This is a genomic window from Halodesulfovibrio marinisediminis DSM 17456 (assembly GCF_900129975.1).
In the GTDB taxonomy this organism is placed as follows: domain Bacteria; phylum Desulfobacterota; class Desulfovibrionia; order Desulfovibrionales; family Desulfovibrionaceae; genus Halodesulfovibrio; species Halodesulfovibrio marinisediminis.
The window spans coordinates 257,875-278,615 of record NZ_FSRG01000005.1 but is presented as its reverse complement, the minus strand read 5'-3'; the positions used below and the strand labels follow the sequence as shown (position 1 = coordinate 278,615).

The window sequence follows — 20,741 nt, the reverse complement described above, 5'->3', positions numbered from 1 at the left end:
TATGTCTGGCCACATTTCTCATACTGAAAGTATCTGCCCGCAGTGTCTTCAACGGATTCCTGCTATGCGAGTCACCAAAGGGGAAGAAACACGCCTTGTAAAGCACTGTCCGCAGCATGGTGCATTCTCCACACCAGTCTGGCGATCGACACATAAGGCAACAGCCTTTGCGGACTGGTTACGCCCTAAAATTCCATCCACACCGCCAACCATTTCAACTGCTGTCGACAAGGGCTGCCCTTTCGACTGTGGCCTATGCGAAGAACACCGCCAGCACAGCTGCATGGCACTTATTGAGGTAACGTGGAATTGCAACCTTTCCTGTCCTGTCTGCTTTGCATCAGCAGAAAATAAGGCAAAGGCATCCATTCCCAAAGAGCCTTCCAAAGAAGAGCTTGTACAGTTGCTGAAAACCACCATGCGCACCACAGGCGGATGCAATTTACAATTTTCCGGTGGAGAACCGACAACCCGTGATGATCTTCCAGAGCTTGTAGCCGAAGCAAAACGCATCGGATTTCCATTCGTACAAATCAACACCAACGGTGTTCGAGCCGCACAAGATCCTGAATATGTCGCCAAGCTGGCAGCCACCGGTGTAGACTCTGTCTTCCTTCAATTCGACGGCTTACGTGAATCAACATGGAAGGCGTTCCGCAATGCAGATCTTCGCGAAATCAAAGCAAAAGCCATTCAAGCGTTTGCCAAAGCGCACATAGGGATTGTGCTGGTGCCCGTTATTTCGCCAACCATCAATAAGAATGAACTAGGCGATATTATACGGTTTGCCATAGATCACGCGCCAGCCGTGCGCGGCGTGCATTTTCAGCCGATCAGTTACTTCGGGCGCTACCCTGTTGCACCAGCAGACACAGAGCGCATAACGCTGCCTGAGCTTGCAGAAGAATTGGAACGACAGACCAACAATCTTGTCGCTACAGGTGACTTTGTGCCGCCGACCTGCGAACATGCCCTCTGCTCATTCCATGCAAACTACATCATTAATGATGACAACACGCTTCAACTGCTGTCTGTTCCGAAGAACTCCTGCAATTGCAAACCAAAACCAGCAGCAGAAGGTGCAGAAAAAGCACGTTCCTTTGTCCGAAGTCAGTGGGCAGCAGCAGAGCAAAATGAACAGCCAAAATCGCTCTCAAACGAGCTCGATTCGTTTATTCAGCAAGCATCAACGCGACGTTTTGCCATTTCAGCCATGGCGTTTCAGGATGCATGGTCATTGGATATTGAACGGCTAAAAGGGTGCTGCATTCATGTGGTTGCACCGGACGGAAGGCTCGTGCCGTTCTGTGCGTACAACCTCACAGCAGCAGACGGAACAACGTTATATCGCGGTAAAACCTTTTTGCCTCCGGCGGCTGGGTGAAACCCTTCCTAAAACTTTTATTACTGCAATCCTCCATGTCAGGGAAGTCCAACTAATTTAAAAACAAGTAGTTATAGGAACGCAATGCAAACAACGTTTGTACGAAATGCAAAGCAACAACACGTTGCTTGGGTAAACCCACTCGACACACAAGCTCAACTAGACATGGGAGCTGGAGCATCCGTACGTCCGTTTTCCTCTAGCCAGATCAAAGCATGGCAGCTCAACAGACTTAATGAAGTTTGCAACTACGCACAGGAAAACGGTGGATTCTACGCTAAGCATTTTCAGGCCATTGATGTTGCATTCACTTCCCGTGAAGAATTTGCCAATCTACCACGGACGACTGCAGATGATATCAGAGAAGCGCCGCTCGAATTCCTTTGTACATCACAGGACGATATTGCCCGTGTTGTTACGCTCACGACGTCCGGATCCACAGGAAAACCTAAACGACTTTTTTTCACACAAGACGAGCTGGACGAAACCACTGAATTCTACAATCACGGTATGCAATGTCTTGTCGATGCCGGAGATACCGTTCTTGCACTATTGCCCGCTCCCAAACCGGACAGTGTAGGAGCCTTGCTTGCTGATGGACTGCATTTGTTGGGAGCAACACCAATACTCCACCAAGACCCTGACGATGTTGTAACGTCGCTGACCATGTTTAAAGAGCATGCTCCAGACTGTGTTGTGGGAACTGCTGCACACGTTCTTGCATTAATCAAACTATGGGAACATGACGGCAAAACAGAATCCCCCGTAAAGAGTGTTTTGCTCTGCTGGGATGCCAGCTCCAGCGCAATTCGGAACTTCATTGAAAAAACCTGGGATTGCCGAGTACATACACACTGGGGGATGACAGAAACCGGCCTTGGCGGCGCAGTAAATTGCCCATACAGCAACGGTATGCACCTACGTGAAACAAATATTTATGTAGAAATCACGGACCCTGAAACCGGATCACTTTTGCCGGACGGTGAACGTGGCGAAATAGTCGTAACTACTCTTTCAAGAAAAGGTATGCCGCTTATCCGTTACCGTACAGGTGATGAATCACATATTATGACAAATGCCTGCCCGTGTGACTCTCCGCTTCGCAGACTCAGCCCAAATATTCGGAGAATTGCCAAGTCGAAAGACACCCCTTACTGGTTCCAGTACATTACGCCGACAGCAATCGACGGACAATTACTCTCAATTCCAAATTTTCTAGCCCAGCAAGCACAATACAGGGTGGCACCAAATACGCTGGAAGTAACAGTTGACATGAGTGGGGACTCTTCTCAACATTTATCCAGCATTAAAGAGCTCTTATGCAATTTTGTTTCTCCGTTGCATATAGCTCCGGATGTATTGTGCTTGCCGGGCAGAAATGATGGCAAAATTTCTATTGGATTCGCAAAACGCAAAATATGCGTCGAGTAACGAGGTTACAATGGATTCTATTCTCTCAGACATCACAAAAAAACTTGCAGCGCAGAACTGTGTATTAGCCACAGTTATATCCAGCACCGGATCAACTCCTCGTTCCTCCGGCGCACACATGCTCATTTGCCCGCAAGGTGAATTCTATGGAACTGTCGGTGGCGGCCTTATTGAAGCACAAGTTCAAATAACAGCAGCAGAATTTCTTGTTGGTGAAAAAGGTGCAGCCGCCCTACATTCATACGATCTGGATAACACCAAAGCCGGTGCACTCGGTATGTCCTGCGGTGGTTCACTCACCGTATTGCTCGAACGCCTGACACCTGACTACCATGCTGAATTTGTAGAGCTGGAAAACAATGTTCGTAAAGGGAACGCTTCTTCACGTGAAGCATACTACGTACAGGACGGAACCGCATGGTGCAGAGTAACAGCTGACGAACTTGCAGACGATAAATATGCTGAAGCAGTAAAGGCTATCAATGCATCCAAATCAACAGCCAGCGATGCTGCTCCTTTACTTCTGAATCAACAGCCGCTTCAATATTTCTCAGAAACATATCATCCTTCCGCAACTGTTATTATTGCAGGTGCAGGACACGTAGCTAAACCTACGGCTGAAATCGCCCATCTTGTAGGGTTCTCAGTTGTTGTACTTGATGACCGTGAAGAATTTGCCAACCAAGAACGGTTTCCAAACGCCCATGTCCAGGTTGTTGAATCATTGGATGACATCCTCTCCGAGATTACCATTCACAAAGACTGTTACGTTGTCATTGTTACCCGTGGACACGAGCACGACAAAACAGTGCTTCAACAAGCACTGACAACTCCGGCCAAATACATCGGCATGATCGGCAGCAAAAGTAAACGTGACGGCCTGTACGAACGTCTCCGTGAGGAAGGCGTTACAGACGAAGCCATTGCCCGCTGCCATTGCCCTATCGGCCTACCGTTAGGAGGCAGGACTCCAGAAGAAATTGCGGTTAGTATTATGGCTGAGATCATCCAGAAAAAAGCGCAGGGGTAGTCGAATGCTCAGGGCATACGCAATACTGTTAGCAGCGGGATACGGTTCCCGCATGGGACAATGCAAGCCCCTCTTATCCCTTGGGGAAAATACTGCGTTGCAGGTTCTTGCAGAAAGCTTCATCCACGCAGGAGTCACCCCCATTGTTGTTACCGGCTACGCCAGAGAACAGGTTGAACATGAATGCAACCGCCTTAAGATTCAGGCTGTGTATAATGCTAACTTTAATGACGGCATGTTTTCGTCAGTGCAAGCCGGTTGTAATGCCCTGCCTGAAGATGCAGAACTTTTTTTCGTTACTCCGGTGGACGTACCACTCATTCGTCCCCGAACAATTTCTGAGTTGCTTGCCTATGCCGCTGTAACGGAGGTAGATGTTATCCACCCGATTCTGGATGACAGTCAGCTCACACCGCTTCCAAAATTCTTAAGAGAAACGGAAGGCAAACGTGGACACCCACCATGCATGCGGGCATCACTTAAAAAAGAAATTCTGCAGTATAATGGTGAGGGTGGTCTCACAAAATTATTAGACAAATTTTCAAAAAGCACCCAATACCTTCCCGTTCTGGATAGCGGAATGCTACTGGATATGGATACACCAGAAGATTACAAGACATTATGCCAAATTCAAAAACTGCAAGGTGTGCCATCTCTTCAGGAATGCTATGCCATTTGGAATACAGTAAAACTGCCGACACACATCCGAAAACACTCCACTGCAGTAACAGATATTGTACGTATCATGCTGGAAAAGCTCCCTGAACAAACCCCAATGTTTAAACAAACGGTTCTTGCAGGAGCCATGCTCCATGACATTGCGAAGGGCTCACGAAAGCACGCCTTAGCAGGTGCTAATTTAATTACAGAGTTCGGATTTCCGGCACTTGCACCTTGCATTGCCGCCCACTCACACCTTCAAGCTTCAGAAGGTGCTATTACAGAAGCAGAACTCATTTTTCTTGCGGATAAATTCGTAGAAGGCACAAGCAAATGCACACTCAAAAAACGGTATGACGAAAAGATGGCATGTTTTGCTGATTCTCCTGAAGTCGTTGAGGTTATCCGACAAAGATTACAGCAAGCTCAAGCTGTGTTGGCTAAACTTGAATCCGCAACTGGCTTAGACTTCAACATGTTGCTCACAACTAACGGAAGTGCGTAACATGTTCTATCTTATCCGTCATGGTGAAACCATTCTCCCCAAAGGGATATGTATTGGACAGAAAGATGTCCCGCTTGCAGAAAAAGGCATTACAAGCATTATGCAAAACACATTGCCAAAGCTGCGCGCATTCCAGCTGGAACAACCACGAATTATCGCAAGCCCGCTACAACGTACAATGAAGACAGCCCAAATTCTGGCAACAGAATACGGTGTAGACGTAACCCCAGAGCCTAACATTCTGGAAATAAACATGGGCGAATGGGACGGGTTGTCCTTCAACTTTATCAAAACGAACTGGCCGGAAGCATATAAACTACGTGGCGTTGACTTCACACATTTTCGACCACCTGAGGGAGAATCTTTTTTTGATGTGCAGCAACGCGCATTGAAAGCTGTTCTGCCCTTATGTCAGCTGACAGAGCCAGTTCTTTTGGTAACGCATGCTGGTGTAATACGCACCTTACTTTGTCTAGCAAACCAGACCCCATTACAAGAGCTTTTCACCTACGACCCTGCCCCGGGTTCCATCACAAGACTTCGTAAACGTGTATTTCTCGAAACCGCCCTACAACTAAATTAATTTTCAAAAAACTCCCCTGTCGCAGGTAAGATACGACAGGGGAGTTTTTTATGCTGAAAGAAATTCCTGTAATGCTTCAGTACACTTTCGTGCCAGTGTATATCCATTGTCATACAATTCATATAGCTTACGCTGATCACGACAAACACGACCGACGCCAAGGGTACTTTCCGGACGAATGACAAATATCTCGCCACTCTTTTCTTTCGCTTCAATGGTCGCCAGCATGTCATTATACTGCTCGTGACGATGTTCAAGCACGCGTATTAATCCGGAGAATTGCGGGTAGCGCCATTTACACACTGCCACAGACTTACTGGCACCTTTCCGGTATCCCGCCTGTTGTGTCAAAATAACTACCGGCTTTTCTCCATGTTCTAGAGACTGCTGCAATGGAATTGGATTAGCAATTCCGCCATCCATGTACACAGCCCCGTTAAACTCAACTGGCTTTGCCACAAGCGGCAAACTAGCTGACGCCCGCATAACTGTAAGCACATCATCTCGACTTTCGAGCATGCCTTTCTCAAACATCACGGCTTCACCAGTGTGACAGTCCGTTACCCCTATCCAAAAGTTTACAGGATTTGTTTTGAAAGTCTCATAATCGATCGGAACAATATGCAGAGGGACATCGCGGAAAATAAAATCCATCCCGAATAAATCACCACCCTTTAGTAAACGAAGATAGCTAAGGTATCTACTATCATTAACAAAACGCGTGTTCGTTATCCGATTACGTTCCGGTTGCTTGGAGACGACATTAGCACCATTGCATGCCCCCATGGAAACACCATAAACAGATGAGAAATCAAACCGCATGTCTGTAAAGTGCCGCAAAACACCAGCGGTAAAGTTCCCCCGAAGACCACCGCCCTCAAGAACAAGTCCGGCGGCTGTAGAAGATTGCACAGGTAAGCTCCTCCAGAAAATGTCATTACAAAACTACAGCTCTGTACTGCATAGCAACACCATACCCTAAACACTCTTGCGTTAACAGTGAACAAGATATTTTTTCTATCATAAAAACGGACTACACTCAGTTACGACATTTGCATTGCAACAACGAAATGCTACAATTCATACAAAAAGGCTCTTACATATTCATGTAAGAGCCTTTCATCTACGAAACAGCTTTTCATTCTGACGGCATCTACCAGCCAGTCATAGAAAAGTGTTGTAAAAGGGATAACTAACGTTGTTCTCCCCAGAACAAAGCAACTACCTTGTCACTAGGGGCACGCCCTGCATAGGAACCTGCCACAAAAGCGCACAACGCCACTACTGTCGTCGGCACAATAGCGTGTATACCACCCATATCAGGTTTCATAATACTGATTGAAATAAAGGTAGCAACACCAACAAGAATAGAAAACACGGCACCTGTTGCGTTTGCACGTTTCCAGTAGAGTCCTAAAATGATCGGCCACAGGAATACAGCTTCCAACCCACCAAATGCAAAAAGGTTAATCCATACGAGCAAATCTGGTGGCTGAATCGCAGCAAAGAAGACCAGCATACCGATAACTGCCGTACACATAAGACTCATACGCTGAATATTAATGGACGGCATCTGAGATGCATCACCATGCAACCTGTAATGCACGTACAAATCTTTAATGATCGCAGCAGAAACGAGCAGAAGCATAGAGTCCACAGTAGACATAATTGCCGCAAGCGGTCCTGCAATAAACACCCCTGCCCAGAACGGTGAAAGCAATTCCATAATCAGGGATGGCATAGCAAGGTCACCTGCTGGAAGTTCTGGCAGAATAGCGCGTCCCAACGCACCAGAAAGGTGCGCGCAAAGAATAATAAATCCAATGAGAAGGGTTCCGATCACCATTGCGTCATGCATTGCACGGGAGTCTTTGTAGCCCATGCAGCGCTGTGTGGTCTGCGGCAAGCCGAGAATACCCAACCCGACAAGAATCCAGAAAGAAAGGACAAACGGCTGAGAGACAACATTATTTGGCCCTGTAGGTGTAATAAGGCCGGAATCAATGCCTTTAAGCGTAGTCATGCACTGTTCCATCCCACCACCTGCATTGATAATTGCCAGCAGGATAACAACAACAGCCACAACCATAATGATCCCCTGAATGGCGTCCGTAATAACTACCGCACGGAAGCCACCCACCGCAGTGTACAGCACAACAGTAATACCAAATAAAACCAGCCCAACAATATATGGATAACCGGTCACAGCCTGAAAAAGTCGAGCTCCGCCGATAAACTGAGCAAGCATGGCAGCCATAAAGAAAATGAGCAGCGCGACAGAACAAAGGATAACTACAGCATCACTTTTATAGCGAGCACGTAAGAAGTCCGTAATTGTCATGGAATTTGTTTTACGGGCAATGATAGCAAAACGCTTTCCAAGTACACCAAGGGTGAGGAATGTTGTCGGAACCTGAATCATTGCAAGGAATACCCAACTCAACCCATATCGGTACGCAACGCCAGGACCACCAACAAAGCTGCTGGCACTGGTATAGCTCGCGATAATAGTCATAGCGAGAACAAAACCGCCCATAGAACGACCACCGATAAAGTAGTCTTCCATAAAACCATGAGAAGATTTGGATGCCGCTTTGTTACGCGCCCAAAGCGCAACCGCAAAAGAAAGTGCCAGATAGAGCACTACAGGAATGATTGTAATCAGCTCGTTACTCATGCAATGTTTCCTTTATTGGAATCTGCGGAAGTCAATTCGTTCTCGTCAGTATCAGGAACTTCATCATCAAGAGGCACTTCTTTAAAAAAGAACCTTAAAACTCCCCAAAGAAAGACAGTAATCAAAGGATATCCAACGATACAGCTATAAAAGAACCACTCTGGCATGCCCCAAACATAAGAATACTGCTCCGGATCTCCGTCACCCATTCCGTATCCGAAAACGAACCACCAAATGAAGTACAGAGCGTAGGCCCCCAAAGATAGCAAAGCTTCCTTGTTGGCCTGAGCAAAACGCCAGTCCTGTGTCGGCTTTTTCATACAATACACCTGTAAAATATTTGAAATACGTAACCCGATAATTTTGCCACCCTCCAGCCCTCACCATCACACGCATAACAACATGTAATAAATAGACAGTGATGTCTGAAAGTAAAAAATCATACCGTCACTCGCTTGCAGCCTTCTGCCCTAAAGCAATCCAGAAAACAAGCGATGGGGCATTGTTTCCCAATTTTCTTCTCATATTTTTATCAACAGACAATTTCCGGCTTTTCCATCTAGTTCTGAAACAAAAAAAAGCTCTCACACTTTCGTGTAAGAGCTTTTGATTACAACCAGTTATTTTGCGTTTTGTCTTGCTCTTTCTTCGAAGCGCTTACGCATAGTCTCTGCCCACTCATCAATAGCACTCTTTGCCTGTCCCAATCTCTCGTAATTAGCAGAAGAATACTTACCACCACTCTTTACGTCAGAGTACATTCCTACTACTTCACCGCTCATTGAATCACGACCAATTGCTTCAATTGCAATTTCGCCTACATTCGTATGTTTTCCTGTCACAGCACGTGAAGTATACGAAACAACTACACCAACAGGCACTACAGACGTAATCGCGTTCATCACTTTATCTGTTTCTTTTACGTATGTTATTGCAAGCTCGATGCGGAGTACTCTTGGCCCCGGTTTATCGACGACCTTTGTAACCTTGCTCAATTCTCTCACCAGTGCATCATGGAAGAACTGTGCAAGCATCTGCAGCTCTTCAAGAGAAATATTGCTATTTTCAATTGTCTCCTGAGGCAACCAGAGTTCAACAGGCGCCACAATAACTGCGTCGTAGTTATCGACGATCCTGCCCACTCCAGGCTTACGCCACACTTTCGCATTCTCAAGAGTAGGGTCTTCCTGAAGCTCTGCATACTTGGTTTGTTCACCTAAAAAACCAGAAGATGGCTGACGCGATGAACAACCAGCAAGCATGAAGACAGCTATAAGAATTACAAACATTTTTTTCATATGGTACAACTCCCCATTTACAACGTTATCCAGTGTTACCGTACCGGACTTCATGATTAATGGAATTTCAAACAAAAAAGCATCATAAATTACGTTGGAATTACTCCCATATGTGTAGCATAAATATGTACTCGACTCATTTTATTATCGAGTTGATAACTCCCACAATTCTTTTAGAAACAGCAGCGAAAGCAAAGGATACTATGAAATAAAGAACGATTGGACACATCATTGCCTCATAGAGCAAAAAAAGCTCTTACACTTTCGTGTAAGAGCTTTTTTGTTCTATATTAATTCACTAATGAATATTCCGGTTATCTTTGCTTAAGAACATTACTGGAATTTAAGCAAGCTGTTGGAGCCACTAAAATTTTGTAAGAAAGAATGGGATGATGAAGGCATTCGCAATATCAATGAAAAACGAACCGACCAGAGGCACAACGACAAAGGCTATATGCGAAGGACCGTAACGTTGTGTAACTGCAGCCATATTGGCCATAGCTGTCGGGGTGGCACCAAGCGAAAACCCTCCAAATCCTGCTGAAATAACCGCTGCATTATAGTCCTTACCCATCGACGGGAAAACTATCAGAATATTAATTGCGACAGTGACTACAAATTGGGCCATCAGAATTGTAATTATTGGCCCGGCAAGATCAATCAGAGTCCAAAGCTGCATACTCATCAACGACATTGCCAAAAATGTACCCAAAGTAACATCAGCGATTAAAGCCATTGCAGGAGTACGACTGGGCCACCTAGTCCCCGTTATTAATCGCGGCATATTTTCTGGAATTATGTTCGAAAGAATAATACCGCCAAACATACAGGTAACAAAAAGGGGCAACTGAAGCCCTGTCTCTTCGACAGCTTCATTTAGCACATATCCTAGTATTCCTGCCAATTGTAAGGCTAATAAGGCATCAAGAAAATCAAGATGGCCAATGTCTTTTCGTCCATCATCTTCTGAAAAACCGATATCAGGAGCACCTGCTTCTTCAGGTTCAAGATTATGCCGACTAATCAGAAACTTTGCGACAGGCCCGCCCATTAAACTTGCCAAAACAAGACCAAACGTTGCACAGGCAATCCCTATTTCCATTGCATTACGAACACCATAGTTATCCGCAATCCTAGGTGCCCAGGCGATGGCTGTACCGTGCCCACCGATTAATGAAACAGTGCCGCCGAGCAACCCTACCGGAGTGGGTAAGCCAAAGATTGAGGACACCGAAATTCCTGTGAAGTTTTGGATGATCATGTAGGACAATGTGATCCCCAAAAGAATGATGAGCTTCTTTCCCCCATCAAGCAAATCCTTCAACTTGGCGTTCAACCCAATGGTTGTAAAAAAATAAATTAACAAGATGTCTCTTGCAGAAAGATCAAACTCAACAGAAATTCCAAGAAAAAAATGGATCAAGGCAACCAAGAATGAAAAAAGTAAACCTCCGGTAACAGCCTCAGGAATGCTGAAGTCCCGTAAAAATGGGATGGCGTCATTAAGTCGTTTCCCTACAAAAAGAACGATGATGCCCAAAGTTACAGAGATAAAAGCGTTAATATTAAGTACACCGTCAACAATAGGCATTAAGCACATCCTGTCGCGTTTATTAATTAATTAATTGAGCTAACATTAACATATTTCAACAACTGCAAATTACCTTCAGAATACTATCAAGAATAAAATTAACCAGTTCACAACGTTACCATATCAAAAAAAAACGTCCCAAGTATTTTCCCCTTAATACTTCATCTTCGTGAATAGCAATCTGAACCACTACAGCCCCTTACCATTGACCTCGAATTATCTTTTCACACTAATCTGCCTCAACTCAATGCTTTCACCATGCATTTTTGATATGAATAGTGTTGGTCAAAATTCATTGTAGATCCATTTTATCGTCTGCAACTTGCGAGGGCGTCATGACGGAAGAACATAAAAGCGTAGAGCAGGTCTTTTCTGAACTATCCTCATCCATGGACGGGCTAACATCGAACGAAGTCCAAAAAAGGCTAGAGCAATACGGACCAAACTCCTTAGTTGAAAAAAAGGTCAATCCTTTACTCAAGCTTTTAAGCTTCTTCTGGGGACCAATCCCATGGATGATCGAAGTAGCCGCAGTGCTGTCTGCGATTGTAGGACACTGGGCAGACTTCATAATTATCGTCGTACTGCTACTATTCAACGCCGCTATCGGATTCTTTGAAGAACACAAGGCCTCAAATGCTCTGGAGGCCCTAAAAAGCCAACTAGCCCTCAAGGCACGAGCATTACGGGACAAAAAGTGGGGAGAGATAGAGGCTGAAAATCTGGTACCCGGCGATATCGTTCGATTACGTTTAGGAGACGTCATTCCGGCAGACGTGGTTCTTGTAGAAGGAGACTTTTTCAGCGTAGACCAAGCCGCCCTCACTGGCGAATCTCTACCGGTCACCAAAGTTATAGGCGACACGGCTTACTCCGGTTCAGTGGCAAAACAAGGCGAGATGGTTGCCGTAGTTTCCGGCACTGGTTCCAACACCTTTTTTGGACGCACAGCAAAGCTAGTGGAGTCTGCAGGTACAGTATCCCACTTTCAGAAAGCCGTACTCTCCATCGGTAACTACCTAATATATCTTACTCTTGGAATGGTAGCTGTGCTCATTCTTGTAGGTCTTGATCGTGGAGAAAAACCTCTTGAACTCGTTCAGTTTGCATTGATCTTGACTGTCGCCGCCATTCCGGTGGCAATGCCCGCCGTTCTTTCAGTAACCATGGCCGTGGGCGGTTTGGCTTTATCCAAGATGAACGCCATCGTTTCCCGTCTGGAAGCTATCGAAGAAATGGCTGGAATGAATATTTTGTGCTCAGACAAAACAGGTACTTTAACCCAAAACAAACTCACGTTGGGTGATCCAGTTCTCTTCGGGGCTAAGGACAACGAGGAGTTACTCCTAGCCAGCTCATTAGCCAGCAAAATAGAGAACGGAGATGCCATTGATTTGGCTATCATAGCGGGACTAACTAATACGGACGCTCTTCAGGAATTCAAACAAACTAAATTTATCCCCTTTGACCCTGTAAGCAAACGTACCGAGGCTGAAATTAAAAAGCCTGACGAAACAACATTTCTGGTCACCAAAGGTGCACCACAGACAATCATCGGGTTGAGTGACTTGGCCGAGGCTGACAGAGCCAAGGCATTAAAAGACGTAGATGATTTTGCTACCAAGGGCTTCCGAACGTTGGGGGTTGCCCGATCCAGAGAAAATCATTCATGGGAATATCTAGGCACATTGTCTTTGTTTGATCCACCACGTGAAGACTCTGCTGAAACCATATCCCAAGCTTATCAACACGGTATTGCAGTAAAAATGATCACCGGTGACAACGTGGCAATCGCACGAGAGACATCCAAGCAATTGGGACTTGGTACCAACATCATTGAAGCCGAAACATTTTTTGACAAAGACGCAGACGTACAACACCTCAGCCAAGATATAGGCCAGCGCATTGAGGTTGCTGATGGATTCGCTCAGGTTTTTCCCGAACACAAATTCGGCATTGTTAAAGCTCTTCAAGATCGGGGGCACCTTACAGCCATGACTGGTGACGGTGTCAACGACGCCCCCGCCCTGAAGCAGGCTGACGTGGGAGTAGCCGTATCTGGAGCCACCGACGCAGCTCGGGCGGCAGCTGATCTAGTTCTTACTGCTCCCGGTCTGTCCGTCATTATTCAAGCTGTTGAACATGCTCGAATGATCTTCGAACGCATGAATTCCTACGCTATCTACCGTATCACTGAAACCATCCGCATTATGATCTTCGTGGTATTGGCTATTCTGGTTTATAATTTCTACCCGATCACGGCCATCATGATCATCCTGCTTGCGCTGCTCAATGATGTCCCCATCATGACTATTGCCTACGACAACACCTGGCTGGACCCTAAGCCTGTGCAATGGGATATGAAGCGCGTTCTGACCGTATCCACGGCACTGGGACTAATCGGCGTAATTGAAACATTTGGTTTGCTAATTCTTGCCAAGGTCTGGTTAGGGCTGGACATAGCTCAAATCCAGTCTTTCATCTTCCTTAAGCTGGCAGTAGCCGGACACCTTACCCTATTCGTAGCTCGTTCTCGTAAGCCATTCTGGAGCAGACCATTCCCTGCAGCTTCCATGATATGGTCCGCTCTGGCCACAAAGCTTCTAGCTACCCTCATAGTTGGGATGGGCTGGTTCATGGCCGCCGTACCCTGGAAGTACATCGGACTAATCTGGGCTTACTGCATCATTTGGATTTTTATTGAAGACTGGGCAAAACTGATCATTTACGACCACTTAAAACTGGAAAGTCCACGCCAAAAACGCTTCCTCAACCGTCTCAACGTATCCGCACATCATCATGCGCCCCAAGAAGCGCGAGGTACGGTCCGATCTGACTGATCGATAGAGAATACTTTTATTACACTGGAGGGCTAGGGCTTAAGAAAACCTTAATCAATCACTTGCTCAAAAATCATCAAGACTACCAGTATTAAGCAAAATGACTTCAATTTCTTCGATAATTTCTTCCCGTCGCAGCACATTGAATTGCTGTGTCAGTTCATTCGATAAGTCATCAAGATGCTTAATGGCTCCTTCAAGATGAACCATGCGACGACGATTTTCCTCTAATAACGAGGTGTAGAGCAATTCATGCAATGCAGCAAAAAGATACTGCTCGCTTACATCCAGTATAAATTCTTTGGGAGGTATATTGATCATTGGTGGATCAAGAAAGTCTGATATCTCAGGCTGCTCATTCTGAAAAGGCGGTAATAGCTTTTCCGTAACAATCCCCTCCTCTTCACTATGATACACGCTATACAAACTCAGCATCGGGTGTGTTGCCTGTAACTCCACTAGAGCTTGAACTATTTGATCGAGAATACCCGACACCTCTTCCACCACGCTGGCACCATCGATTCGAGCATAAAATGAAGTCTCTTCAGGCAATAGGTTATATAGCTTATGCCCGATGACAATTAAGTGGGGGGAATTGTTTGAAGGGATAGTTAAAATTGAGTCAACATGACGCACCACAGCCTGATTGAAGTCACCACAGAATCCCCTTTGGGTGCCAATCAAAAGATATACCGGAGTGCTATCCGTTTCTATCGGTAGTGTATCAGGATAAAAATTAAGAAAATCAGCAGCAACTTCCGTTATGCCTTCTACAACTCTGTGTTGAGAATCAAGAAATGTGCTTAGCTTACGGGTTTCCATGTAGGCTAATGTTTTCATGGCATTTAGAATATTTCTTATCTCGCTCAAGCTATGGCGATAATGCTGCAAATCCTTACGTCGAGTCATGAGGAATCCTCCTCAGTAGCTCTGGATGACAGCCAATCTGCTATCGCGCTGCTCCACTGTTCCCGAGGACTATCAAGTGTTAAACTGGTATGCTCAACCTGTTCTTCTAATGTATCAAGAAGTAAGTGTATGTCTTTTTTCTCAACATTATCAAAATGTCCGTCATTAAAAGCTACGAGCCATGCCATTTGAAAAAATTCATGGAAAGGAGAATATTGTTCCTGCTTGAGGATCTCCCTCAATGTCAGTCCGCGTTTAATAGCAGCTTCGATAGACGCTTCAAGACGAGCCCCAAAGCGGGTGAAGCTCTCTAACTCCAAGAACTGCAAATAATTTAACTTCATACTCCCCGCTTCTTCCTTAATGCGAGGATGCTGTGCTTGGCCGCCAACACGAGAAACTGATCGAGCAATGTCGATTGCCGGACGAAATCCACCACTGAACAGGTCTCGGTCCAGATATATCTGTCCATCAGTAATCGATATCAGGTTGGTAGGAATATAACTGGCAATTTCCCCTTGCTGAGTTTCAACAATAGGCAGTGCGGTCATACTACCGCCACCATGAGCCGGACTCAGGCAAGTAGTTCGCTCCAACAAGCGGGCATGTACTGAAAAAATATCGCCGGGATACGCTTCTCGTCCCGGAGGTCGCCGCAAAAGCAACGATAGTTCGCGGTATATTTTAGCGTGGGTGCTAAGATCATCATATACAACCAGCGTATCATGCCCCTGCTGCATCCAGTATTCGGCAATTGCACAACCGGAAAAAGGAGCAAGATGTTGTAAGCCGGGAAGATTGCTCGCTTCTGCAACAACCACAGTAGTATATTCCAGCGCATCATACTCACGTAAAATTTCAATGGTATTAACGACTGTAGAACGCCTTTGACCAATAAGCACATAAACACAACGTACATTTTTACTTCGCTGGTTAATCAACGTATCGAGTGCGATAGTACTTCTGCCGAGTCCCTCGTCACCTATGAGTAGCTGTCGCTGCCCCTTCCCTATTGGCACCATTGTATCAATAATCTTATTCCCTGAGTACAAAGGAGAATGAACAAAGTCACGACTGACAATGGGGGGTGATGGGCTGTTTAACGGTTGCCAGGCGGAGACTATTGGAGGTGCTTCGCCATCTAACGGTATTCCCAGTGGGTTAAGAATTCGACCGAGTAACCCATCGCCAACAGGAATGTTTAGCGGACGAACATTGAGGTGGGCAGGAGTTCCTGCTGTCAGGATATCTGTTTCATGCAATAACACGGCACCTACCTGATCTTTGGTCAAATCAAAAACCATTGCACTACTGCCGTCTTCAAATTCTAAAATATCCTCCATAGCAGCAGAAGAAAGCCCTGTGACTCGTGCGATTCCATCTCCCACTGAAAGGACATTTCCCCGCTCTGCAATACGCAAGCCCGGCCTGTATTCCCTAAGCCATAAAGCTTGCAGTGCTAAAGGACTGCGTTGCTCGAACTCATTGGTCGACATGGGCAAATCCCGTAAAGCCTCTTAAGTCATCCCGTACATTGGCATGCATAATCCAAGCTCCAATAGTAATACATACCCCCGCTATCAACTCAGGAGTCTGATCATAATGCACAGGTAGAGTTAATTCAGTAACCGTTGTCAGAACGCTCTCCAGCCGTTGCCGTTTATCTTCAGATATTGGATAAGCACTTGTGACCATAATGGATTCTGGCGACTCTCCCCACTGCAATCGAAGAACAGCAATACGCTTACTAGATAAATTGGATAAATCGTCCAATAAGATATCCAGCAAGCGCGCTTCCAGCTCTGGTCCTGCAGCTTTGCGAAGTAAGGTGGTGGCAAACTGCGCGCTTTGTTGCAACGCCTGATACTCTATCGCTCGAGTAGCTTGTATCCGTTGTCGGGATACAGCAACCTTCGCTTTTTCTGCTTCCTGCACTAGTATCTCTTTCAACTGATTAGTCTTTAAAATTCGCTCCGCATTAAGCTCCTTCATCAACTCAGCTCTTGCCAACAAACATTCATGATCCCAATCAGTTAAGCAACCTTGATACTCTTCTTTTAATGCAACAGATTCATCTTTAAGCCGCTGCGACTCCGCAAGTTGCTCTTCAATACTGGCATGGCGCCGATCAATGACATCCATTACCGGTTTAAAAAGAAAATGCTTAAGAATCCAAATCAAAACCAAAAAATTTATGATTTCGAACAGGAAAGTTGTCCAGCTAAACTCCAAAACGTCACTCCTTAACGATTATGGGTCACCGCTTAATTTTCCATCCAATGCTATTTAATAAGATATTCCAACAAGGGATTTCGGAACAGCACAATCAGCACGATAACCAGTACATATATCGCGAGAGATTCAATCATAGCCAAGCCAATAAAGAGCGTACGCATGATAGCCCGTTCTGCCTCAGGCTGACGAGCTAATGCATCCATAGCCCGCGTAAGGGCCCAGCCCATTGCAAGTGCCGGCAGCATAACGCCAATTGAAATACCTACTATTGCGAGAGCAGTAGATATAAGGACAAAAGTTGACATTTCATGCATTTGAGTCTCCTTTTCTCTGCCGCTCTTGTTGATATTGCAGGCCACCAGCGACATAAATAAGGGCTAGCATTCCAAAAAGGTAAGCCTGAACCAATGCTTCAACTATATGCAGCATCAAAATAGGTACCGGTGCCAGAAATCCCGCTACCATCAAAAACATCAAGGCTGCCATTTCCAAGCTCATCATATTTCCGAACAATCTTATGGCTAATGCCACTGTGCGGGTAACCTCAGCGATAAGGTGAAACGGCAATAAAATTGGACTGGGCTTGATATAGTGTATCAGGTACTTTTTAAGACTTTGAAAACGGATTCCGTACCAATGTGTAGACAAAAATACGACAATAGCGAGCGCTGATGTGGCTGATAGATCACGTGTTGGAGAGTGTACGCCCGGGACAAGCCCACTGAGGTTGGCAATAACAAGAAATATCCAAAGGCTACCGATAAATGGAACAAGCCTACGGGCATGTTGAGGCGCTATATCAGCAATAGCTTCCTCAATGCTGACGACGATGCCTTCAACTGCCGTCTGCACCTTTCCTGGCTTAATACGTAATCGACGCGACAACAGCCAAGTGAACAACAATAAAACGCCCATAATTACCCATGTGGTAACTACTGTATTATCAAGCATACAGCCCCCAGCCTGAAATTGGCTTGTGTCCGTGAGCTATCTTTATCCATAACGCTAGTCCTTGATAAAATAGTATACATTCACAGCCCCAATTATTACCCCCACTAAAATTAAGCTTGTCGTCCAGCGAATGGAGTACCCTTCCATCATACTATCCAGCCAATTACCTAGATAGGCTCCACCTACAACGGGGATCACGAGCAATAGCCCCAAGGTTCCAATGTAAATTGTCTGACCAATGAGCGTAGGGCGCTCTCGCTCTGCTTTCTTCATACGGCTAGCCTGCCGCTCTATTTTTTCTTTCAAGCTATTAAGGTTAGGCATGGCATCAAACCATTTCCTTTTTACCAATTTCCCATAAACGCTTAAACACTTCCTCTTCCATATTATGAAGGCTTTCCTTAACCGTTTCTAATTTTACTTCTTCTGCAAGCAATTGCTGCTGTAACGCCTGACTTATGCGCATGTAGTCATCATCCAGCAGGTAGCGGTAAGTACACAATGAAAGAATATTGTTGTGAAAGTAGAGGATACCACTAGGCACAGCTACAAATTTCCAGCTAGCTTTACCAATACGGAACCTCCCTATCCCTATCGAAAGAACCGTCATAAAACGGGCATGACCAGCAAGTAAGCCAAAACTCCCTGAAGCATCTTCACCGATAAATGAGGTCACACTTTCTATTTCTTCAGAATGAGTTGCATCCTGCAGCCTTAAAATAAATGCTTTCACTATACTGAATCTCCCATAACGCCGCGCATATAACAGCGCTTTTCAGAGACTTCATCATAATGACCACGTAGAAACTTCTCACAATCCGCAAGAGTGGCTTCAAGCGGTACCGAAACACCGGGGATACCGGTATGTGCTGCCGTCGTCCAAAAAGGCTGTGTAAGATAGCGTTGAAGCTTACGTGCCCGCATAATAATTTTGCGGTCTGCTGCAGATAATTCCTCAACGCCCAGCATAGTAATAATGTCTTCCAACTCATGATAACGAGCCAGATGTTCTCGTACACCTTCGGCAACATCATAATGACGATCACCCAACGTATGGCGATCCATCAATTTGTTGCTTGACTGGAGAACATCAACCGCAGGGTAAATACCTTTGCCAGCTTGCGCGCGAGACAGAATCACAGTGCTATCTAAATGACTGAGGATAGTGCTAACTGCCGGATCAGCCATATCGTCTGCTGGTACATAAACCGCCTGAACAGACGTGATTGTTCCGTTATGATTAGAAAGTATGCGATCCTGCATCTCAGCAACATCCGTCGACAACGTTGGTTGGTACCCAACCGTTGCTGGCATTCGTCCAAGAAGACTGGAAATCTCACTGCCTGCCTGTACGAAACGGAAAATATTATCCATCACAAACAATACATCTTTTTTCATAGCATCACGCAGATATTCGGCATACGTTAGTGCCGAGAGTCCAACACGAAAACGAACTCCTGGTGATTCATCCATCTGCCCAAACACCATCAAAGTCTGCGCCAAGACTCCGGCGTCACGTATTGCATGCCAAAGCTCGTGTCCCTCACGGATACGTTCACCTACTCCAGAAAAAACAGAGACACCTTTATGCAGTGTAGCAACCGAATGCATGAACTCCATAATCAAAACCGTCTTGCCGACTCCAGCCCCACCGAAAAGCCCTGTCTTACCTCCTTTGATAAAAGGACAAAGAAGATCAATGACTTTAATACCGGTTTCCAGCACGTCGCCTACCCCCACGGATTCATGAATCGGTGCTGGCTTACTATGAACATCACGGAATTCTGTCGTTTGAAGCACACTGCCACCGTCCAACGGCTCTCCGAAAATGTTCAATAAACGTCCAAGGCAGTCGGGGGTAACCGGAATACGGAGTGAAGCACCAGTACTATAAACTGGTACTCCCCTATGTAGCGAAGCGCTTCTATTTAAAATGATCGTACGAATGCGACGCTTATCTATATGCTGGTGGACTTCGAACAAATAAGTTTCATTTTCAAAGTTAGCGCATAGGGCCTGATGCAAGGGCGGCAACGTATCACAATCGATAACCGCCACAGGACCGTGAATCTCTGTGATGACTCCAATAGGTACTTGCTTCCTTTCTGCTTCAACCATTTGAACCTCAGCAAAGACTACGGTGCTTTTAACAAAAATTAGTGCTCATACTATGAGCGTAACTACTCCAAACAGCTCTGGTCTGAAGTCGTATTATTCAATCTAGTTGTCTTAACTTGTTGCCGCTAAGCAGTGAAATTTAGGCGAACACTATAAGCAGAGCTATCATGGCACGATACTTTGATTCTTATACCATGCTTACATTGACTGCTTCATTAGTACTGTTAGGTATTGCTGTTTTAATAACATCAATCAAAAAGGAAGGGATATCGAGAGACTGGCATAACAATATAGCTTAAACACAATCGAAAACTGGAAGCTTTGTGCTACAAAACAAAGTCATTCAGAACGGATATAATTTGTCATTTACCCGCAACAGCAGAAAACATCAGAGTAGCAGTCCAGTGCATAAAGAAAATAAAAAGGAAGGAAACGTTGCGAAAATATTCTGATGCTGAAGCATCCAGCTTATAAAACGCATCGTATTTGCAGAGCAAAACAAAAAAAGCTCTTACACTTTCGTGTAAGA

18 protein-coding genes and 1 pseudogene are annotated in these 20,741 nt (G+C 45.4%); 6 read left to right on the top strand and 13 right to left on the bottom strand.

Annotated elements, in window-relative coordinates; all coding sequences use genetic code 11:
* The first annotated feature begins 1 nt into the window (after position 1).
* The 5 genes from trsS to BUR09_RS09180 all read left to right on the top strand — a co-directional run bounded on the left by trsS (position 2) and on the right by BUR09_RS09180 (position 5,593).
* Entirely contained in the window at positions 2-1,384 is a 1,383-nt protein-coding gene (trsS, locus tag BUR09_RS09200) for a radical SAM (seleno)protein TrsS (protein ID WP_074216650.1), read from the top strand.
* Positions 1,385-1,468: 84 nt separating this feature from the next.
* Positions 1,469-2,815: a DVU_1553 family AMP-dependent CoA ligase gene (locus BUR09_RS09195; protein ID WP_074216649.1), complete on the top strand. Its 1,347-nt coding sequence runs from the start codon at positions 1,469-1,471 to the stop codon at positions 2,813-2,815.
* 10 nt (positions 2,816-2,825) lie between these two features.
* The gene (locus tag BUR09_RS09190; protein ID WP_074216648.1) at positions 2,826-3,845 is read left to right on the top strand and encodes an XdhC family aldehyde oxidoreductase maturation factor; all 1,020 of its coding nucleotides are present in this window, start codon (positions 2,826-2,828) and stop codon (positions 3,843-3,845) included.
* A 4-nt stretch (positions 3,846-3,849) separates the two neighbouring features.
* Positions 3,850-5,010 (top strand): DVU_1551 family NTP transferase, encoded by a 1,161-nt coding sequence (locus BUR09_RS09185; protein ID WP_074216647.1) that lies wholly within the window; start codon positions 3,850-3,852, stop codon positions 5,008-5,010.
* Position 5,011: 1 nt separating this feature from the next.
* Positions 5,012-5,593, top strand: coding sequence for a histidine phosphatase family protein (locus BUR09_RS09180; RefSeq protein WP_074216646.1), 582 nt, complete (start codon positions 5,012-5,014; stop codon positions 5,591-5,593).
* Between the two features lie 48 nt (positions 5,594-5,641).
* On the opposite strand, the gene BUR09_RS09175 is transcribed toward BUR09_RS09180, so the two are convergent.
* The 5 genes from BUR09_RS09175 to gltS form a co-directional block, all read right to left on the bottom strand.
* The gene (locus BUR09_RS09175; RefSeq protein ID WP_074216645.1) at positions 5,642-6,505 is read right to left on the bottom strand and encodes a patatin-like phospholipase family protein; all 864 of its coding nucleotides are present in this window, start codon (positions 6,503-6,505) and stop codon (positions 5,642-5,644) included.
* Positions 6,506-6,785: 280 nt separating this feature from the next.
* On the bottom strand, positions 6,786-8,270 hold the full coding sequence (gene panF / locus BUR09_RS09170) for a sodium/pantothenate symporter (RefSeq protein ID WP_074216644.1): 1,485 nt from the start codon (positions 8,268-8,270) through the stop codon (positions 6,786-6,788).
* Positions 8,267-8,590, bottom strand: coding sequence for a YhdT family protein (locus BUR09_RS09165; protein ID WP_074216643.1), 324 nt, complete (start codon positions 8,588-8,590; stop codon positions 8,267-8,269). The genes panF and BUR09_RS09165 overlap by 4 nt, the downstream gene beginning before the upstream one ends.
* A 300-nt stretch (positions 8,591-8,890) precedes the next feature.
* Complete coding sequence (locus BUR09_RS16975; RefSeq protein WP_074216642.1) at positions 8,891-9,568, bottom strand: DUF3313 domain-containing protein; 678 nt, start codon at positions 9,566-9,568, stop codon at positions 8,891-8,893.
* A gap of 364 nt (positions 9,569-9,932) precedes the next feature.
* Positions 9,933-11,159, bottom strand: coding sequence for a sodium/glutamate symporter (gltS, locus tag BUR09_RS09155; protein WP_074216641.1), 1,227 nt, complete (start codon positions 11,157-11,159; stop codon positions 9,933-9,935).
* A 335-nt stretch (positions 11,160-11,494) separates the two neighbouring features.
* Here gltS and BUR09_RS09150 point away from each other — a divergent pair, with 335 nt between their 5' ends.
* A complete protein-coding gene (locus BUR09_RS09150) occupies positions 11,495-13,999 on the top strand; it encodes a plasma-membrane proton-efflux P-type ATPase (RefSeq protein ID WP_074216640.1) in 2,505 nt (834 codons plus the stop codon).
* Between the two features lie 66 nt (positions 14,000-14,065).
* Here BUR09_RS09150 and BUR09_RS09145 read toward each other — a convergent pair whose 3' ends face one another.
* The 8 genes and pseudogenes from BUR09_RS09145 to atpD all read right to left on the bottom strand — a co-directional run bounded on the left by BUR09_RS09145 (position 14,066) and on the right by atpD (position 20,212).
* A complete protein-coding gene (locus tag BUR09_RS09145; protein ID WP_074216639.1) occupies positions 14,066-14,908 on the bottom strand; it encodes a F0F1 ATP synthase subunit gamma in 843 nt (280 codons plus the stop codon).
* Complete coding sequence (locus BUR09_RS09140) at positions 14,905-16,404, bottom strand: F0F1 ATP synthase subunit alpha (RefSeq protein ID WP_074216638.1); 1,500 nt, start codon at positions 16,402-16,404, stop codon at positions 14,905-14,907. Before BUR09_RS09140 ends, BUR09_RS09145 begins: the two co-directional genes overlap by 4 nt.
* Entirely contained in the window at positions 16,391-17,140 is a 750-nt protein-coding gene (locus BUR09_RS09135; RefSeq protein ID WP_074216637.1) for a F0F1 ATP synthase subunit delta, read from the bottom strand. The genes BUR09_RS09140 and BUR09_RS09135 overlap by 14 nt, the downstream gene beginning before the upstream one ends.
* Positions 17,141-17,190: 50 nt before the next feature.
* Positions 17,191-17,457 (bottom strand): ATP synthase subunit c family protein, encoded by a 267-nt coding sequence (locus tag BUR09_RS09130; protein WP_074216636.1) that lies wholly within the window; start codon positions 17,455-17,457, stop codon positions 17,191-17,193.
* Positions 17,450-18,106, bottom strand: a pseudogene (locus BUR09_RS09125) (F0F1 ATP synthase subunit A); the annotation flags it as partial. The gene BUR09_RS09130 and the pseudogene BUR09_RS09125, both read right to left, overlap by 8 nt.
* 42 nt (positions 18,107-18,148) lie before the next feature.
* Complete coding sequence (locus tag BUR09_RS09120; RefSeq protein WP_074216634.1) at positions 18,149-18,418, bottom strand: AtpZ/AtpI family protein; 270 nt, start codon at positions 18,416-18,418, stop codon at positions 18,149-18,151.
* A 4-nt stretch (positions 18,419-18,422) separates the two neighbouring features.
* Positions 18,423-18,827: a F0F1 ATP synthase subunit epsilon gene (locus BUR09_RS09115; RefSeq protein ID WP_074216633.1), complete on the bottom strand. Its 405-nt coding sequence runs from the start codon at positions 18,825-18,827 to the stop codon at positions 18,423-18,425.
* Positions 18,827-20,212 carry a F0F1 ATP synthase subunit beta gene (atpD, locus tag BUR09_RS09110; protein ID WP_074216632.1) on the bottom strand — a complete coding sequence of 462 codons (1,386 nt, stop codon included), beginning with the start codon at positions 20,210-20,212 and terminating at the stop codon, positions 18,827-18,829. Before atpD ends, BUR09_RS09115 begins: the two co-directional genes overlap by 1 nt.
* Positions 20,213-20,741: the final 529 nt, after the last annotated feature.

Coding starts and splice junctions, on each gene's coding strand:
- trsS (WP_074216650.1), top strand. CDS start 2: ATGTCTGGCCACATTTCTCATACTGAAAGTATCTGCCCGCAGTGTCTT.
- BUR09_RS09195 (WP_074216649.1), top strand. CDS start 1,469: ATGCAAACAACGTTTGTACGAAATGCAAAGCAACAACACGTTGCTTGG.
- BUR09_RS09190 (WP_074216648.1), top strand. CDS start 2,826: ATGGATTCTATTCTCTCAGACATCACAAAAAAACTTGCAGCGCAGAAC.
- BUR09_RS09185 (WP_074216647.1), top strand. CDS start 3,850: ATGCTCAGGGCATACGCAATACTGTTAGCAGCGGGATACGGTTCCCGC.
- BUR09_RS09180 (WP_074216646.1), top strand. CDS start 5,012: ATGTTCTATCTTATCCGTCATGGTGAAACCATTCTCCCCAAAGGGATA.
- panF (WP_074216644.1), bottom strand. CDS start 8,270: ATGAGTAACGAGCTGATTACAATCATTCCTGTAGTGCTCTATCTGGCA.
- BUR09_RS09165 (WP_074216643.1), bottom strand. CDS start 8,590: ATGAAAAAGCCGACACAGGACTGGCGTTTTGCTCAGGCCAACAAGGAA.
- BUR09_RS16975 (WP_074216642.1), bottom strand. CDS start 9,568: ATGAAAAAAATGTTTGTAATTCTTATAGCTGTCTTCATGCTTGCTGGT.
- gltS (WP_074216641.1), bottom strand. CDS start 11,159: ATGCCTATTGTTGACGGTGTACTTAATATTAACGCTTTTATCTCTGTA.
- BUR09_RS09150 (WP_074216640.1), top strand. CDS start 11,495: ATGACGGAAGAACATAAAAGCGTAGAGCAGGTCTTTTCTGAACTATCC.
- BUR09_RS09145 (WP_074216639.1), bottom strand. CDS start 14,908: ATGACTCGACGTAAGGATTTGCAGCATTATCGCCATAGCTTGAGCGAG.
- BUR09_RS09140 (WP_074216638.1), bottom strand. CDS start 16,404: ATGTCGACCAATGAGTTCGAGCAACGCAGTCCTTTAGCACTGCAAGCT.
- BUR09_RS09130 (WP_074216636.1), bottom strand. CDS start 17,457: ATGCATGAAATGTCAACTTTTGTCCTTATATCTACTGCTCTCGCAATA.
- BUR09_RS09120 (WP_074216634.1), bottom strand. CDS start 18,418: ATGCCTAACCTTAATAGCTTGAAAGAAAAAATAGAGCGGCAGGCTAGC.
- atpD (WP_074216632.1), bottom strand. CDS start 20,212: ATGGTTGAAGCAGAAAGGAAGCAAGTACCTATTGGAGTCATCACAGAG.